The organism is Rhodococcus sp. NPDC056960, from assembly GCF_042674125.1.
Taxonomy (GTDB): Bacteria; Actinomycetota; Actinomycetes; order Mycobacteriales; family Mycobacteriaceae; genus Rhodococcus_F.
Genome location: NZ_JBHURF010000031.1, coordinates 81252 through 98662, shown reverse-complemented (window position 1 = coordinate 98662; position 17411 = coordinate 81252). Strand labels below are relative to the sequence as shown.

The following is a 17411-nucleotide window of genomic DNA, read 5'->3' as shown; positions in this document are numbered from 1 at the left end:
TTCGGCCAGGAGGTGGAGGTGTGCGCAACACTGAAGCTGACCAGCGGCGGGTCCAGGGACAGGGATTGGAAGGTGCCGACCACCAGCCCGCACGGGTACTCCGCCCCGGCGGTGATGCCGGACAGGGCGACCACCCCGGTCGGCAGATGGCCCATCACGCTGCGGTAGTGCGCCTGATCGATGGTGCTGAGCATGGTGGCTCCTATTCGGGTCATCCGCTGGCGCGGACGCCGGTCCGGTCGGAAAGGCTGAGCTCAACGGTTTGACGTTCATAATATGAACGCTCCGTTCAATCACTACATCAATCGTGCGTCCTGGGTCACAATCTGTCAACCCGGCGGCGCCGGCGCGCCGCGAACCCTGCGCAAGACACCGCGCGGCGGATAGCCGTCGCCCTTCCCGTGCCCCCTCCGCAGATCGCTCACGCGAGCCTTCCCGAAGCGTTCCCACTGGCCATCGGGTTGCATGCCCGGGGCACAACCCGACATTCCGCGACGGGCTCGACCGATTCTTCCGATCACACCTTGACGAGCCATGAGGCCCATGTCACACTTTTGATCACCTCGTTCATTAAATGAACACATCGGAAGTTCCTCCCCCGACACCGGTACAGCTCCCCGAGAAGGTCGTGAACACCCGTGCGAACACCCCACCACCGTCCATTCGCCCACCTCGCGCAAGGAGTGAACTGGTGACGACTACCAAGCCTCAACCCGTCGGAATCGACCACGGCCGGGTCGACAAGCAGCGCTTCGTCGTCAAGCTCACCGGCGTGATCGCCGGCGGCATGTTCATCGACGGCTACATCCTGGGCATCGTCGGCACCGTGATCGGTGCGATGACCGTCGATCTCGACATGTCGCTGTTCTGGGAGGGGCTGATCGGCGCATCGGCACTCGTCGGCATCTTCGTCGGCGGCCCCCTCGGCGGTTGGCTGGCCGACAAACTCGGCCGCAAGCCGCTGTTCGCGATCGACCTGGCGATCTTCATCCTCGGATCTGCGCTGCAGTTCTTCGTCGACTCGGCGTGGCAGCTGTTCCTGGTCCGGTTGCTGATGGGCATCGCGATCGGCGCCGACTACTCCGTCGGCTGGCCGCTGCTCGCCGAATTCTCCCCGCGCCGGCTGCGCGGCAAACTCCTGGCCTTCTGCGAGGTCGCCTGGTACGTCGGCTTCATGCTCGCCTTCGTCATCGGTTTCGTGCTGACCACCGTGTGGTCGCTCGATTGGCGAATCGTGCTCGGCACCAGCACGATCCCTGCGGTGATTCTGTTCCTCGCCCGGTTGGGCATGCCCGAATCGCCGCGCTGGCTGATGAACAAGGGCCGCACCGAAGAAGCCACCGAGATCGCCCACGCGTACCTCGAAGACCCGACGGACGTCCTCGACATCGCCACCGAGGAGACCCGCAAGGGCACGTTCGGAATGCTCTTCTCGCCCGCCTACCGCCGCTCGACGATCTTCATCTCTGTCTTCTGGTTCTGCTGCGTGGCACCGTATTTCGCCATCGCGACGTTCGCCGCCAGTGTGCTGTCGGATTACGGCCTGGGGGACGGTCTGGCCGGTGCCATCGGCGTCAATGGACTCGCCCTGGTCGGTGTCGTCGTCTCGGTGCTGCTCATCGAACGGATCGGTCGCCGCAAGCTGACCATCCCGCAGCAGTGGGTGTGCGCCGTGGTGCTGCTGATCATCGGGTTGTGGTCCTCCGCCCCGCCCGCGGTCGTTCTGATCTGCTTCCTGGTCTTCGCGTTCGCGAACGCCATGTGCACCGCCCTCACCGGCGTCTACCCGGGCGAGGTCTTCCCCACCGAGATCCGCGGCCTGGGAACCGGTTTCGCGACCGCGTTCAGCCGCATCGGCGCGGGCCTGGGCACGTTCCTGCTGCCGTGGTCGATGCACAACCTCGGTTCCGGGATCACGATGATCATCGCCGCCGGGATCTGCGTCGTCGGTGCCGCAGTCTCGCAGGTCCTCGCACCCGAGACGATGGGCCGCAACCTCAGCGAGACGTCCGCACCGCGCGCCTAGGGCTTGTCCCCCAACCCTTCTCGACTACACCGTTTCCCATCAGATCGACACGCCACCGCAGTGCGGCTGTGCCACGAAAGGAGTCAGCGATCATGTCGACCATCACGGACGCAGTCACCGCACTGGCCAACAAGGGCATGGTCCTCGTCGTCGACGACGAGGACCGCGAAAACGAGGGCGACCTGATCATGGCCGCCGAACACGCCACCACCGACACGGTGGCGTTCTTCCTCGAGCACACCTCCGGCTTCCTCTGCGTCGCCGTCGACGAGGCCCGCGCCGACACCCTCGGCCTGGACCTGATGGTCCCCGACAACACCGAGGCCCACCAGACCGCCTTCCTGGTCAGCGTCGACTACCGGCACGGCACCACCACCGGCATCAGCGCCGGCGACCGCGCCGCCACCATCCGGGCCCTGGCCGACCCCACCCTGCAGCCCGCCGACCTGGCCCGCCCCGGCCACGTGATGCCGCTGCTCGCCCGCCCCGGCGGTGTCCTCGAACGCCCCGGACACACCGAAGCCGGGGTGGACCTGTGCCGGATGGCCGGACTCAGCGGCGCCGCCCTGCTCTGCGAGATCGTCACTCCCGACCGGCGGGAGATGATGCGCGGCACCGACCTCGAATCCCTCGCCGCTGAACACGACATCCCGATCGTGTCCATCGCTGCACTGCAGGACTTCCGCAGAACCACCGAGCGCGCCGGGAGGGTGATGGCCCCGGTATGCCACGACAAGCCCGTCACCCGCACCGGCCGCAGCACCCTGCCCACCGACCTCGGCACCTTCGACGCCCTCGCCTACCGGGCCCCCGACGGCGTCGAGCATCTGGCCCTGGTGATGGGCGACGTCACCGCCGCTAACGCGCCGCTGGTCCGGGTGCACAGCGAATGCCTGACCGGGGACCTCGCCGGGTCGTTGCGGTGTGACTGCGGGCCGCAGTTCCGGTCCGCACTCGGCGCGATCGCGGACGCCGGCACCGGGATCCTGATCTACCTGCGCGGGCACGAGGGCCGCGGCATCGGTCTGGGCCACAAACTGCGGGCCTACGAGTTGCAGTGGCACGAGGGCCTCGACACCGTCGACGCGAACGTCAGCCTCGGCTTCCCCGTCGACGGCCGCGACTACCGGGCGGCCGGGGAGATCCTCGACGATCTCGGTGTCACCCGGGTGCGGCTGATGACCAACAACCCCGACAAAGTCGCGGCCCTGCAAGCACACGGCATCGCCGTCACCGACACCCTCGCGCACGAATCGTTTCCCACCGCTTTCAACCGGCCCTACCTGACGGCCAAGCGTGACCGCCTCGGTCACACCCTGCAACGGCTCGGCTGACACACACCCGACACCGAAAATCGGTGCACCCCAATCGCGACACCACAACGGCCCCACTCCGGGGCCAGAACCGAGAGGATTTCCATGACGACCACCGAGACCATCGTCGAGACCCGCCCCGCCCCGTTCACCTGGGCGCAGTCCGCCCAGTACAGCCAGGGCGCCAAGGCCGGCGATCTGGTGTTCACGTCCGGTCAGGCCGGCTACGACGACGCCGGCACCCTCGTCGAGGGCGGTTTCGAGGCCCAGGCCCGCCAGGTGTTCCGCAACATCGAAACAATCCTGACCCAGCACGGCGCCACCCTGGCATCGGTGGTCAAGCTGACCGCCTACCTCGGCCACCGCGACGACTTCGACACCTTCAAAATGGTCCGCGCCGAGTTCTTCACCGCCCCGTACCCGGCGGTGACCGCCGTGCAGAACGACTTCCTCGTCGACGGCATGCTCTTCGAGGCCGACGCCGTCGCCGTCTCCGGTGCCCAGCGCGTCCTCGCCGACACCCCCTGACCCCACCCCCACATCCCCGCACCACCGGTAAGAAACTGGGATTTTCATGTCTGACACCCTCTTCCCGACCCTGTTCTCCCCGCTGCAGGTCGGCCCCGTCACCGTCAAGAACCGGATCTTTTCCTCCGGGCACGACACCGTGATGGTGCACGACGGCCAGGTCACCGACCAGCTCGTCGAATATCATCGCGCCCGCGCCGCCGGCGGTGCCGGGCTGATCGTCATGCAGGTCGCAGGAATCCACGAGACCGCCCGGTACACCTACCACGTGCTCATGGCCACCGACGACAGCTGCATCGAGGGATACCGGCGCGTCGCCGACGCCGTCCACGAGCACGGGTGCGCCCTGTTCGGGCAGGTGTTCCACCCGGGCCGGGAGATCATGGAATCCCAGGACGGTGCGCTTCCGGTCGCCTACGCCCCCTCGGCGGTGCCGAACGAACGCTTCCGGGTGATGCCCCGGCCGATGTCCCAGGCGATGATCGCCGAGGTCATGGCCGGGTACGCGGCCGGGGCGCGCCGCCTGCAGCGGGCCGGACTCGACGGCGTCGAGATCGTCGCCAGCCACGGCTACCTGCCCGCCCAGTTCCTCAACCCCGAGATCAACCTGCGCACCGACCACTACGGCGGGAACCTCGACAATCGGATGCGGTTCCTCCGCGAGATCGTCGCGGCCGTCCGCGAGGCCGTCGGACCGGGGTTCGCGGTCGGCGTCCGCATCTCCGGCATCGAACACTCCTCCCCGGAGGGGGAACCCACCGACATCGTCGAGGTGTGCCGCCGCCTCGACACCGACGGGCTGCTGGATTTCCTGAACGTCACCGAGGGCACCTCCGCCGGCCGGTCCGGATCCCTGCACATCGTCGCGCCGATGAGCGAGGAGGCCGCCTACACCGCCCCCGCCGCCGCCACCATCAAGGCGGCGGTGTCGATTCCGGTGCTCGTCGCCGGCCGGATCAACCAACCCCACGAAGCCGAACAAGTGCTCACCCGAGGCCAGGCCGACGCGTGCGCGATGACCCGCGCCCTGATCTGCGACCCGGACATGCCGGCCAAAGCCGCCGCCGAGCGGCCGGACGACATCCGGGCCTGCATCGGCTGCAACCAGGCCTGCATCGGCCATTTCCAGGCCGGGTACCCGATCTCCTGCATCCAGCGACCGGAGACCGGCCGGGAACGGGAGTTCGGCACCCTCACCCTCACCCCCAAACCGACGGACGTCATGGTCGTCGGCGGCGGACCCGCCGGGATGAAGGCCGCCTCCGTCGCCGCCCAACGCGGGCACCGGGTCACCCTCTACGAGGCCGCCGGCCGGGTCGGCGGGCAGATCCTGCTCGCCGAACGGCTCCCCGGCCGCGCCGAATTCGGCGGCGCCGCCACCAACCTGCACTCCGAGCTCGACCGGTACGGGGTGATCGTGAAGACCCGTGTCCGGGTCGATGCCGCGTTGATCGCCGAGCAGCGCCCCGACCACGTCATCGTCGCCACCGGGGCCACCCCGTACCGGCCGCCCCTCGAACTGGACGGGGACATGCCGGTCCTCGACGCCTGGGACGTCATCGGCACCGGCGGTGGCACCATCCCGAAGGGGGAGATCGTGGTCGCGGACTGGCGTGGCGACTGGACCGGCCTCGGGGTCGCGGAACTGCTTGCCCGCGAGGGCCGCAAGGTGACCCTCTGCGTCAACGGGTACGCCGCCGGGGAGAACCTGCAGCAGTTCACCCGCGTCGCGATGCTGCGTGCCGCGACCGAGGCGAAGGTCCGGGTCGTTCCGCACACCCGGTTGTTCGGCGCGGACGACGACACCGTCTACCTGGTCAACACCCTCACCGGGGAACCGATCATCCTCGACGGTATCGACGGACTCGTCCTGGCCCTCGGACACCGGCAGAACGACACGCTGCTCGCCGCACTCGACGCCACCGGCATCCCCCACACCGGAGTCGGTGACTCCCTCGCCCCGCGCACCGTGGAGGAAGCCGTCCTCGACGGACTGCGGGCCGCCACCGCGATCTAGCTCTCCCACGATCCCGATGCCGATACCGGCATCGGGACCTTTCGTGTGCACTGAGACGGGTGCTCTGCGATCACGAAGGCTAGGCAACGAGTTGCGTTGGCCGTCAACATACCTCAACCACAGAAAGCACCCACCGCCTACCGGTTCGTGGCCGGTAGGCGGTGGGTGCAGGCAGTGAGGAGCAGCGGTTCAGGCGCTCCACACGGCGACGGGATCGCCGAGAACGGACTCGTCGACCTCGATGCCCAGGCCGGGAGCAGCCGGCGGCAGAATGCCGCCGTCCTCGGTCAGCACGTCGAACCTCGCCGTCTGCAACGTCACCATGTCCTCGCAGTTGAGGACGCACCGCAACGAGCGCGGCGGAACGGTGGCACCGAGCTGCACGATCGCCGCGAATGCGATCGACGATCCGACGGTGTCCTGCACGCTGACGGTCATTCCCGCCGACAGGCAGATGTCGCGGTGACGCCGACCCCGGGTCAGACCGCCGGCCTTGGAGATCTTCAGCCCGATCCCGTCGGCGACGTCGTTCGCCAAGGCGAACGCGATGTCGTCGTCCTGCTGCGCGAGTTCGTCGATGATGATCGGGTACGGGCAGCGCTGCCGCAGCGACATCGTCTCCCGCCAGGTGGCGCAGGGGGCCTCGATCACGAAATCCAGCCCCGGCGGGAGCATCCGCAGCATCCGCAGCGCGGTCTCCGGCAGCAGCCCACCGTTGGCGTCGACAATGAAGAACTCACCGGGCTGCTTGTCGGCCAGCGATGCGGCGATCCGCTCGGCGTCGAGTGCAGGACCGCCCTCGCTGTCGAGCGCTCCGATCTTGACGGAGTGCCCGCGGTATCCCTTCGCCCGGTGATCGGCCACGCGGCGTCGCATCTCCTCCGGTTCGCCGGCGTAGATCGAGGAGATCATCGGCATGGGCACACCGGTGGAACCGCCGAGGAGCTCGGCGACCGGAAGTCCGACGGACTTGCCGAACAGGTCCCAGCACGCGACATCGATCGCGGTCTTGGCGTGGTTGTGGCCGACGAGCGCCTCGTCCATGGCGTCGTTGATCCGGTCGACCTGGCGCGGGTCGCGGCCGATCAGATGCGGTGCGATCTCGGCGATTCCGGCACGGGTGCCGAGTGCGTGGGATGCGATGTAGGTGGAGCCGAACGGTGTGCTCTCGCCCCATCCCTGGATGCCGCCATCGCTGGTGACACGGACGATGGACGCATCGAACGAGGTGTACGACCGGCCGCCCGAGAGCAGGTAGACCCCACCCGAGTACGGCAGGTCCACCTGGAAGAGTTCGATCTGAGAGATCTTCATCGTGTGTTCTTACTCCTTGTTCTTGTACGACGGTGCGAGGGAGGAAAGTCAGGATCGGGGGGCGGAGGTTTCGCTGAGGTTGCGGCCCATCGTTTCCGGTGCGAGAACCTGGGAGACGACGGCGCCGACGACGCAGATGCCTGCGGCGATCACCATCGTGGTCGCACTGCCGAGGTTGTGCATCGACCATGGCATCAGGAAGGTACCCGAGGCCGCTCCGATCCGGCTGAAGGACGTCGCGAAACCTGTTCCCAGACCGCGGATCTCGGTGGGAAAGATCTCGCCCGGATAGACTCCGGTCAGACCGGCGCACATGGCGTTGGCGAACGCGAAGACCAGAAAGCCGATCAGCACCATCAGCGGCGGGGCCGAGGACCACAGGCCGAGAACGAGCAGGACCACCGCGCACACCCACTGCTGCGGGATCGTCAACTTCCGCCGGCCGATCCGCTCGATGAGGAACACCGACACCACGACGCCGAGCAGGGCGAGTCCGTTGAGACCGATGGCACCGGCCAGCCCGTCACCGAGACCGTAGTCCGACAGCACGCTCGCAGCGAACGTGACGATCGGGAATTGCACTGTGATAGCGCAGAACCAGAATACGGAGATGAAGATCGTCGAGCGGCGATACGCCGGGGAGAACAGCATGCGGAAGGTGCCCTTGCGGGTGCCCTCGTTCGCGATGTCGAGGACATCCGTCGGGTCTTCGAGATATGCGTGGGCGATCTCGGTAGCTTCTTCCGTCCGACCGCGATTCATCAACCAGCGCGGTGATTCCGGCATACCCAGGCGGGCCAGGAACAAGATCACCGCGGGAATGGTGCTGGTGCCCAGAATGATGCGCCAATCGAGCGACCACGCAGTGGTCAGCACGTAGCCGACGACGAAGGCGACCATGAAGCCGACGAACCAGGCGACCTCGGTGACCGCCAGCAGTTTGCCGCGTCGCCGGTGGGGCGCGAACTCGGCGAGTAGCGGCCAGCCGACGGAGTAGTCGGCGCCGATTGCGATACCCATCAGCAGCCGGACGACGAACAGCTGCCACGCCGAGTCGACGAAGAACTGCAGCACGGACCCGAGAATGAAGACCGCCAGGTCGATCGCGAACAACGGCTTGCGGCCGAGCTTGTCGGCCAGCCAGCCCCCGAGGGGACCGCCGAAGAAGATACCGATCAATGCGGAGGCACCGATCAGCCCCTCCACGGCCAACGACAGGTCGAGATCGACGGTGATCGCACCGATGACGGGACCAACGATCCCGAGGATGTAACCGTCGATGAACATGCCGCCGGCGATCACACCGGTCAGCTTGACGAGGAAGCGCTGCTTGTCGACGGAATCGTGCCGGTTGCCGACGGAATAATGGTTGCCGATCGATTCTGAATTGGTAGTCGTCACCAGGTCACTCCTTGGTGGTATTGGCGATGCGCCACGATTTGCATCTGCGTTCATATATCGAACAATGCGGCCAAAAGTGTGACACGGGCCTCATTGGGCAGTCAAGACCGAACTCCGCGACGACTCGCACCCGCGACCCGAACCGGCACCGTTTCGGCGTTGACGTCCCCACATTCCGACCCTTAGAGTGTTGTTCACCACATGAACCGAGCGTTCATAAAATGAACGGAGATAGACGATGACGTCCCAGCGCATGCGACTGTTCGCCTTCGACTTCCAGGGACCGGCCCACCTGTCCGCCGGCCTCTGGCGGCACCCGGACGACCGGGGCGCGAACTACACGAACCTCGCCTACTGGACCGACTACGCCCAGCTGCTCGAGCAGGCCCGCTTCGACGGCATCTTCTTCGCCGACAACGTCGGCTACCACGATATCTACCAGGGCTCCGCCGACGCCGCCCTGGCCGACGCCGCCCAGATCCCGGCCAACGACCCGTTCATGGCCGTCTCCGCGATGGCCGCCGTCACCGAGAACCTCGGCTTCGGCCTCACCGGGTCCACCTCCTACGAGCACCCCTACGCCCTGGCCCGCAAGTTCAGCACCCTCGACCACCTCACCGACGGCCGGGTCGGCTGGAACCTGGTCACCTCCTACTCCGACAGCGCCGCCCGCAACCTCGGCACCGGACAACAGGTTCCGCACGACGAACGCTACGACATGGCCGCCGAATACCTCGAGGTCTGCTACAAACTCTGGGAAGGATCCTGGCAGGACGACGCCGTCGTCCGCGACGCCGACCGCGGCCTCTACGTCGACCCGAGCCGCGTCCACAACATCGACCACCACGGCAAATACTTCACCGTCCCCGGCTTCGCCCTCTGCGAGCCCTCCCGCCAACGCACCCCCGTCATCTTCCAGGCCGGCGGCTCCGCCAAGGGCCGCGCCCTCGCCGCCGCCAGCGCCGAAGCCGTGTTCGTCAACGCCGTGTCCATCCCCGCCCTGAAGAAGCAGGTCGACACCCTCCGCGCCCTCGCCGCCGAATCCGGCCGCGACCCGAACAACGTGCACGTGCTGCAGATGCTCAACGTCGTCGTCGCCCCCACCGACGAACAGGCGCACGCCAAATACGAGGCCTACCGCAAACTCGTCAGCTACACCGGCGCGATGGCCCGCTACAGCGGCTGGACCGGCCTGGACATGTCCCAATTCGACCCCGACGTCCCGTTCGAGAACGTCCAGACCAACGCCGGCCAGACCATGGTCGACCTGTTCTCCAAGATGGACCCCGACAAGAAATGGACCCCCCGCGACATCGCCGAATTCGTCGGCATCGGCGGCACCGGCCCCACCATCGTCGGCTCCCCCACCACCGTCGCCGACGAGCTCACCCGATGGATGACCGAAACCGGAATCGCCGGCTACAACCTCGCCCACGCCCTCAAACACCGCGACATCGCCGACTTCATCGAACTCGTCGTCCCCGAACTGCAACGCCGCGGCACCATGTGGACCGAATACGACGGCTCCACCCTCCGCGAAAAACTCTACGGCCCCGGCGCCGTCCGACTCCGCGACGACCACCCCGGACTCCGATTCGGCGTGTCTACCCCGGCTGCGGTCTAACCGATACCCTCAGATCAGAAGGAGCCACCTTGCTACCGGAAACCATGACCGCTGTTCTCCTGACGGGTCACGGCGGGCTCGACAAGCTCGAGTACCGCACCGATGTGGATGTTCCCCGCCCCGGGACCGGGGAGGTGTTGATCGAGGTCGCCGCCGCCGGGATCAACAACACCGACATCAACACCCGCATCGGCTGGTATTCGAAGGCCGTCACGTCCGACACCAGTTCCGGCGGTGCCACCGGCTTCGAGTCGGTCGATGACGACGACGATGCCAGCTGGTCCGGCACGACCCTCAAATTCCCGCGCATTCAGGGTGCCGATGCGTGCGGGCGGATCGTCGCGGTCGGCGACGGTGTGTCCGCCGACCGCATCGGCGAACGGGTCCTGGTGCGCAACATGCTGCGCACGTACGTCGACTACCGGCCGTACGAGTGCTGGACCTTCGGCAGCGAATGCGACGGCGGCTTCGCGCAATACACGGTGGCGCCGGCCCGCGAGACGTACTCGGTCGAATCCGACTGGAGCGACGTCGAACTCGCCGCGGTGCCGTGCGCGTACTCCACCGCCGAGAACATGCTGCACCGTGCCGACGTGGGAGCCGAACGCGTGCTGATCACCGGCGCGTCGGGCGGTGTCGGGCTTGCCGCCGTGCAGTTGGCCAAACGCCGCGGCGCCACCGTGATCGCGCTCTGCTCAGCCGACAAGGCCGCGGAAGTCATTGCGCAGGGCGCCGATCAGACGATCGCTCGAGGCACGGATCTGATCGGCGCGCTCGGCGCCGGTTCGGTCGACGTGGTGCTCGACCTCGTCGTCGGACCGCAGTGGCCCCAGTTGCTCGACGTGCTGCGTACCGGCGGGCGATACTCCGTCGCCGGTGCCATCGGTGGGCCGATCTCCGAGATCGACCTGCGCACCGTCTACCTCAAGGACCTCACCCTCTTCGGGTGCACCTTCCAGGACGACGCCGTTTTCGAGAACCTCATCGGATACATCGAGCGGAACGAGATCCGCCCGGTCGTCTCGGCCACCTACCCGTTGTCGGACATCGTCCGAGCGCAAGAGGATTTCCTCGCCAAGAAGCACATCGGGAAACTGGTGCTCGTTCCCCCGACGGCAGCGCAGTGACGGCTCTGTAGCGATCCTCGAGATCGCACACCGGACACCCCGGACCGAAGGCTATCGGTCCGGGGTGTCGATGTTGCCGGGGGCGACACCGTCAGGAACGGATGCGTGTGGTGTCGGCAAGGGACTTGCCCCGGGTTTCGGGTGCAAAGACGACACTGACCACGAGGCCGATCAGGGTGACTGCGGCGGCGCCGAGCATGGTCGGGCCGACGCCCCAGCGGTCCAGGGAGAACGGAACCAGGTAGGTACCGACGGCGCCGCCGATCCGGCTGAGCGAGGAGGCCAAACCCACCGCGCTGCCTCTGATTTCGGTCGGGAAGAGTTCGTTGGGGTACACCAGCTGTAGGACCTGGGCGCCGCCGGTGAAGATCGCATAGGTCGCGAACAGGCACAGGATGACGGCAACGGAGCTGTCCGGGAACAGTCCCAGGAAGAGCAGGGTCGCTCCGGACCACGCGAAGCTCTGAATCAACAGGGTGCGGCGACCCAGCCTGTCGATGGCCGCCATCGCGATGACGCAGCCCACCAGGAGCAGGATCGTGATGAAGGCGGAACCCAGGTTCGCCATTCGCCCGTCGAGACCGAGGCCCGCGAGGATCTTCGGGCCGAAGGCGTACACCGCGAACAGCGGCACGATTGCCGCGGTCCAGAACGCGGTGACGAAGACGATTCGGCCGAGGTATCCCGATTTCCACAACCCACCGGCGCCCCCGGCGGGGAGCCCGGATTCGATCTCGACGACACCGTGCCGCCCGAAGATCTTCGTGATCACCGCATTGGCTTCGTCGATGCGCCCCTTGCTTGCCAGCCAGCGGGGCGACTCCGGCGTCCCGATGCGTGCGAGCACGGTCAGCGCCGCCGGCACCGCGGCGCTGGCCAGCATCCATCGCCATCCCTCGTCGCTGACCCGGGTGAGGACGTCACCGACCAGGTACGCGGCGGCGGCACCGACGAACCACATCACGGTGAGGGCACCGATGAACGGGCCACGGTACTTCCTGGGGGCGAACTCGGTCAAAAGCGATGTGGCGATGGGATAGTCGGCCCCGATCGCCATTCCGATCAGAACCCGGAACAGAAACAGCCACAGAAAGTCGTCGACCCAGAACTGCGCGACCGAGAATACGACGACGCCGACCAGATCGCAGGCATAGAGAGTTCGGCGCCCGAAGCGGTCGGTGAGACCTCCCCCGAGGAACGCCCCGACGAAGATACCGATCGATGCCGATGCCGCGAGGAGTCCTTGCTGCGCCGAGGTCAGACCCCACTGCGGGGTGATGTGCACCATCGCGAGACCGATCATGCTCAGCACGTATCCGTCGAGGAAGGGTCCGCCGGCCGAGTAGAGGACGAGCCGTTTATGGAAGGGCAGCAGCGGGGCGTCGTCGACGCGGAAGACCGTTGCGTGGCCGAGGGGTGATTGATCCATCGCCTTCTCTCCTGATGTGTAGCGTCTCGATCTTTGTCAGGGAATGAGCACGATGGATCCGGTCGTCTTCCGTCCCTCCAGATCCCGGTGGGCATCGGCGGCGGATTCGAGCGGATATTGCGCGCTCACACGGATGTTCAGGGTGCCGTCCACGACGGCACCGAACACCTCCCCGGCTCGCCAGGCCAGCTCCTCGCGGGTGCGGACGTAGTGCGCGAGGGTGGGCCGGGTCAGGAACAGTGAACCTGCGGGATTGAGCCGCTGCGGGTCGAACGGCGGCACGAGGCCGCTCGCGGCGCCGAACAGGGCGACAGTGCCGCGGATGCGCACGGACGCGAGACTCGCGTCGAAGGTGGCGGCACCCACGCCGTCGTAGGCCGCGGCGACCCCCTCACCGTCGGTGAATTCACGTACCCGAGCGGCGATGTCGTCGTCGTAGCGCAGTACCTCGACCGCGCCGGCCTCCCGCGACAACTTCTCCTTGGTGTCCGACGAGACGGTGGTGATCACCCGCGCCCCGATCTTCGTCGCGAGTTGGGTCAGCATCAGTCCCACTCCACCGGCACCGGCGTGGACGAGCACCGTGTCGCCGGACTGCACCGGGTACGTCGAGTACACCAGGTAGTGGGCAGTCAGACCCTGACCCAGCGTCGACGCCGCCTGCGGCGCGGGCACACCCTCCGGCACCGCAATCGCGACCGCGGCGGGCACGACCACCTTCTCTGCGTAGTTGCCCGTTGTTCCACACCACGCGACGCGGTCGCCGGGGACGAAGTCGCGGACGTCGGCGCCCACAGCCTCGACGACGCCGGAGCCCTCCTCGCCGGGAACGTACGGCAGCGGCTGCGGGTACACCCCGGTCCGGAAATAGGTGTCGATGAAGTTGACGCCGATCGCCTCGGTCCGCACGAGGAGATCGTGCGGACCGGGCCGGGGATCCGGCATTTCGGCGATTTCGAGGACTTCGGGACCGCCACGACGAGAGACCTGTATTGCGCGCATGCGCTATGTTTACACGTTCAGCACATTTTTGAACATTTAGACTACAAAATGAACGGTTCGAGATGCGCGAATAGTCGACCTCGCGGTGTCACCCGACTCGCCATTTCGACTGCGCGGCAACCTTGACGACCCCTGAGTCGTGTGTCACACTTTTGACCGTTACGTTCATTAAATGAACTCTCCAACTCGCAGCTGCCGGGATTCCACTTCGAGCCTGCCGAGTTCCCCGCAGATCAACGGGACTCGAGTCTGCGACCACGCCGTTGTCATCGCCCACTCTCGCACTGAGGAGGACCGCATTGCGCATCGCCGAGGTTCACGTGTATCAGATGGATCTGCCGCTGAGCGGCAAGGCCTACCGCATGTCCGAAGGCACCTACACCTCCCTGGACTCGACGATCGTGCAGATCGTGTCCGATACCGGAGTCACCGGTTGGGGAGAGACGTGCCCGGTCGGACCGACGTACGCGCCGGAGCACGCCCTGGGCGCGCGGGCAGCACTCGGCCAGATGTCGGAAAGTCTGATCGGCACATCCGTGACCGGACCTCGCGCGGTGCGCCGCTCGCTGGACCGCGCCCTCAACGGACACAACTACGCAAAAGCCGCCATCGACATCGCGATTCACGACCTGATCGGCAAGGCCCACGGCATCCGGGTGTGCGACATGCTGGGAGGTGCAACGACCGATCGCGTGGATTCCTATTACGCTCTGTCCGTATGTGATCCGGACGAAGCCGCCGAGATCGCCGCGGAGAAGATCGCCGAGGGGTATCCGCGTCTGCAGATCAAGGTGGGCGGTCGACCGGTCGAGATCGACATCGAGGCCATTCGCAAGGTGTGGGAAGCAACTGGGTGCACCCGCATCGCCGTCGACGCGAACCGGGCACTGTACGCGCGGGACGTCCTGCGGATCGGCCGGGAATGCGCAGACATTCCCTTCGTCTTCGAACAACCCTGCAACACAATGGAAGAGATCGCCGCGATCCGCGGCCAACTGCATCATGCGGTCTACCTCGACGAGAACACCGAGAGCCTGAACGATGTGCTCCGGGCGATCTCGCTCGGTGTGTGCGACGGCTTCGGACTCAAGGTCACGCGACTGGGCGGCCTCGGCGCCCTCGCGACCGTGCGAGACCTCTGCGAGGCGCGCTCCATGCCGCATACCTGCGACGACTCGTGGGGTGGCGACATCATCGCGGCCGCCTGTGCCCACATCGGAGCAACGGTGCAACCGCGTCTGCTCGAAGGCGTGTGGATCGCCGCGCCGTACATGGAGAACCACTACGACTCGGCCAACCCCGTCCGGATCGACGGGGGTCGCATCCAGGTACCGACCGGCCCTGGTCTCGGAGTCGTTCCCGACGAGGGCGTCTTCGGCGAACCGGTCGCGTCCTTCTCGTAGACACGCTCGGCTGCCGGGATCGCCGGCGCGAGCGGGGCCGCAGATCTGCCCCGACCGACGGATGCGACGATGTACGTGGCCTCGACGGCTACCGCGTCGTCGACATTTCGAAGCTGGGTTCGGCCCTGGAACCCGGTCACCTGAGAGGGGCAGTGCAATAGACCTCCGCGACGCCACGGCACTCGACGACCCGGTGGGCGAATCACTGCGATCCCGGCACGCACATCTCGCACGCCGATACGGCCGGGCCGTCACCTACCTGCCGGAGGTGGCGACGTTCTCCGCGGTCGTCGACTCCGAACCGCAGGCGTGGGACGACCTCGCCCGGTTGCTCGGGCCGAGCGAGTTTGCCGACATGTTCAGCAGTGACGCGACGCCGCCGGCGGACTGGGAGCCGGTGTTCACCCTGGAAGGCCGCCAGATGATCTGGGTCGGCGACGGGCCGGACGATCGTGATCGGGCCGGAGTCGGTGTGGTCGAACTCGGCGCGGACAGTGTGCCCGACATGCGCGCCCTGATCGCGTCGACTCGGCCCGGACCGTTCTGGCCGCGTACCCATGAGCTCGGCGGCTATCTCGGTATCCGCGAGCACGGCACGCTGGTGGCGATGGCGGGCGAACGACTCCGGCCACCGGGATGGACAGAGATCAGCGCTGTGTGCACCGCGCGAGAGGCACGCGGGCGCGGCCACGCAGCCCGTCTGGTACTCGCGCTCGTCGCGCAGATCACCGCTCGCGGCGAACGCCCCTTTCTGCATGTGGCCGAGACGAACACCGGCGCGATCGCCCTCTACGAGCGGCTCGGCTTCCGCACACGCAAGCACGTGACATTCCGCGGATTCCGCACGCCCTGACCACCGTTACGCCGGGGCGTATGGAAGAGCTCGAGCAACACAGGCCGGCACTCCCCGGCCGTCCGAACCGATTGTCTCGGTCGGACGTCCGGGAAGCAGCATTCATGTCAGGCCGAGACGAGGCCGTGCGGGTCGATGACGAACTTCTTCGAGGCACCGCTGTCGAATTCGGCGTAGCCGGCGGGCGCGTCGTCGAGGGAGATGACGGTCGCGTTGACGGCTTCGGCGATGTGCACCCGGTCGCGGAGGATGGCGTGCATCAGTTCGCGGTGGTACTTCATCACGGGGCACTGTCCGGTGGCGAAGGACAGTGACTTCGCCCAGCCGGTGCCGAGGCTGAGCGACAACGCTCCCTTGCGGGCGGCGTCGTCCACGCCGCCCGGGTCGTCGGTGACGTAGAGGCCGGGGATGCCGATGCCGCCGCCCGCGGTGGTGATGTCCATGAGCGAATTGAGAACGGTCGCGGGCGCCTCGTGCCCGGCGTGGTCACCGTGTCCGCGGGCTTCGAATCCGACTGCGTCTACGGCGCAGTCGACCTCGGGAACCCCGAGGATCTGCTCGATCTGCGCGGCCGGGTCGCCCTGGGACACGTCGACGGTCTCGCAGCCGAACGAGCGGGCCTGCTCGAGGCGGCCGGCGTTCATGTCGGCGACGATGACGGCGGCGGCCCCGAGCAGCTGGGCTCCGACGGCGGCCGCGAGTCCGACCGGACCGGCACCGGCGATGTAGACGGTGGAGCCGGGTCGCACGCCGGCGGTGACCGCGCCGTGGTAGCCGGTGGGGAAGATGTCCGACAGCATCGTCAGGTCGAGGATCTTCTCGAGTGCCTGGTCGCGATCGGGGAACTTCAACAGGTTGAAGTCGGCGTACGGGACCATCACGTATTCGGCCTGCCCGCCGACCCAGCCACCCATGTCGACATAGCCGTAAGCCGAGCCGGGCCGGTCGGGGTTCACGTTCAGGCAAATGCCGGTCTGCCCGATCTTGCAGTTGCGGCAGCGGCCGCAGGCGATGTTGAACGGCACCGAACACAGGTCGCCGACGGAGAGGAATTCGACGTCGCGGCCGAGTTCGACGATTTCGCCGGTGATTTCGTGCCCGAGGACGAGCCCTTCGGGTGCGGTGGTGCGGCCGCGGACCATGTGCTGGTCACTGCCGCAGATGTTGGTGGTGACCACCTTCAGGATGGCACCGTGCTCGCACTTGCGTCCGATGTTGGCGGGATGGACTCCGGGCCCGTCCACCAGTTCCAGCTTGGGGAACGGGATGTCTTTGATGCGAACCTCTCCGGGTCCGACGTAGGTTACTGCTCTGTTCGATGCCATCTCTGGCCTCCTCGTCACTGAGGTCGGGGTTGCGATGTGGTCTGACGTG

The 17411-nt window shown here is 66.9% G+C and carries 14 protein-coding genes; 8 read left to right on the top strand and 6 right to left on the bottom strand.

Annotated elements, in window-relative coordinates:
• The coding region (locus ACFTWF_RS36895) for a flavin reductase (RefSeq protein WP_378466019.1) at positions 1 to 194 on the bottom strand (194 nt) is incomplete at its 3' end.
• Positions 195 to 691: 497 nt separating this feature from the next.
• Between ACFTWF_RS36895 and ACFTWF_RS36890 the strand changes: the two genes are divergently transcribed.
• The 4 genes from ACFTWF_RS36890 (at position 692) to ACFTWF_RS36875 (ending at position 5884) form a co-directional block, all read left to right on the top strand.
• On the top strand, positions 692 to 2026 hold the full coding sequence (locus ACFTWF_RS36890; RefSeq protein WP_378466018.1) for an MFS transporter: 1335 nt from the start codon (positions 692 to 694) through the stop codon (positions 2024 to 2026).
• A 92-nt stretch (positions 2027 to 2118) separates the two neighbouring features.
• A complete protein-coding gene (ribA, locus tag ACFTWF_RS36885) occupies positions 2119 to 3360 on the top strand; it encodes a GTP cyclohydrolase II (protein ID WP_378466017.1) in 1242 nt (413 codons plus the stop codon).
• 84 nt (positions 3361 to 3444) lie between these two features.
• Positions 3445 to 3867, top strand: a complete 423-nt coding sequence (locus ACFTWF_RS36880; RefSeq protein WP_378466016.1) for a RidA family protein — start codon at positions 3445 to 3447, stop codon at positions 3865 to 3867.
• A 46-nt stretch (positions 3868 to 3913) separates the two neighbouring features.
• Entirely contained in the window at positions 3914 to 5884 is a 1971-nt protein-coding gene (locus ACFTWF_RS36875) for an FAD-dependent oxidoreductase (RefSeq protein ID WP_378466015.1), read from the top strand.
• Between the two features lie 189 nt (positions 5885 to 6073).
• Here ACFTWF_RS36875 and ACFTWF_RS36870 read toward each other — a convergent pair whose 3' ends face one another.
• Positions 6074 to 7198 (bottom strand): mandelate racemase/muconate lactonizing enzyme family protein, encoded by a 1125-nt coding sequence (locus ACFTWF_RS36870; protein WP_378466014.1) that lies wholly within the window; start codon positions 7196 to 7198, stop codon positions 6074 to 6076.
• Between the two features lie 48 nt (positions 7199 to 7246).
• Positions 7247 to 8599 (bottom strand): MFS transporter, encoded by a 1353-nt coding sequence (locus ACFTWF_RS36865; RefSeq protein WP_378466013.1) that lies wholly within the window; start codon positions 8597 to 8599, stop codon positions 7247 to 7249.
• Between the two features lie 238 nt (positions 8600 to 8837).
• Between ACFTWF_RS36865 and ACFTWF_RS36860 the strand changes: the two genes are divergently transcribed.
• On the top strand, positions 8838 to 10223 hold the full coding sequence (locus ACFTWF_RS36860) for an LLM class flavin-dependent oxidoreductase (protein WP_378466012.1): 1386 nt from the start codon (positions 8838 to 8840) through the stop codon (positions 10221 to 10223).
• Between the two features lie 44 nt (positions 10224 to 10267).
• Complete coding sequence (locus tag ACFTWF_RS36855) at positions 10268 to 11350, top strand: alcohol dehydrogenase family protein (protein ID WP_378466011.1); 1083 nt, start codon at positions 10268 to 10270, stop codon at positions 11348 to 11350.
• Positions 11351 to 11441: 91 nt separating this feature from the next.
• On the opposite strand, the gene ACFTWF_RS36850 is transcribed toward ACFTWF_RS36855, so the two are convergent.
• Both ACFTWF_RS36850 and ACFTWF_RS36845 read right to left on the bottom strand, forming a co-directional pair.
• Positions 11442 to 12779, bottom strand: a complete 1338-nt coding sequence (locus tag ACFTWF_RS36850; RefSeq protein WP_378466010.1) for an MFS transporter — start codon at positions 12777 to 12779, stop codon at positions 11442 to 11444.
• 36 nt (positions 12780 to 12815) lie between these two features.
• The gene (locus ACFTWF_RS36845) at positions 12816 to 13781 is read right to left on the bottom strand and encodes a quinone oxidoreductase family protein (protein WP_378466009.1); all 966 of its coding nucleotides are present in this window, start codon (positions 13779 to 13781) and stop codon (positions 12816 to 12818) included.
• A 299-nt stretch (positions 13782 to 14080) separates the two neighbouring features.
• Here ACFTWF_RS36845 and ACFTWF_RS36840 point away from each other — a divergent pair, with 299 nt between their 5' ends.
• Together ACFTWF_RS36840 and ACFTWF_RS36835 are read left to right on the top strand one after the other, a co-directional pair.
• Positions 14081 to 15184 (top strand): mandelate racemase/muconate lactonizing enzyme family protein, encoded by a 1104-nt coding sequence (locus ACFTWF_RS36840; protein ID WP_378466008.1) that lies wholly within the window; start codon positions 14081 to 14083, stop codon positions 15182 to 15184.
• 193 nt (positions 15185 to 15377) lie between these two features.
• Positions 15378 to 16037 (top strand): GNAT family N-acetyltransferase, encoded by a 660-nt coding sequence (locus ACFTWF_RS36835; protein ID WP_378466007.1) that lies wholly within the window; start codon positions 15378 to 15380, stop codon positions 16035 to 16037.
• Between the two features lie 107 nt (positions 16038 to 16144).
• On the opposite strand, the gene fdhA is transcribed toward ACFTWF_RS36835, so the two are convergent.
• Entirely contained in the window at positions 16145 to 17362 is a 1218-nt protein-coding gene (gene fdhA, locus ACFTWF_RS36830) for a formaldehyde dehydrogenase, glutathione-independent (RefSeq protein ID WP_378466006.1), read from the bottom strand.
• Positions 17363 to 17411: the final 49 nt, after the last annotated feature.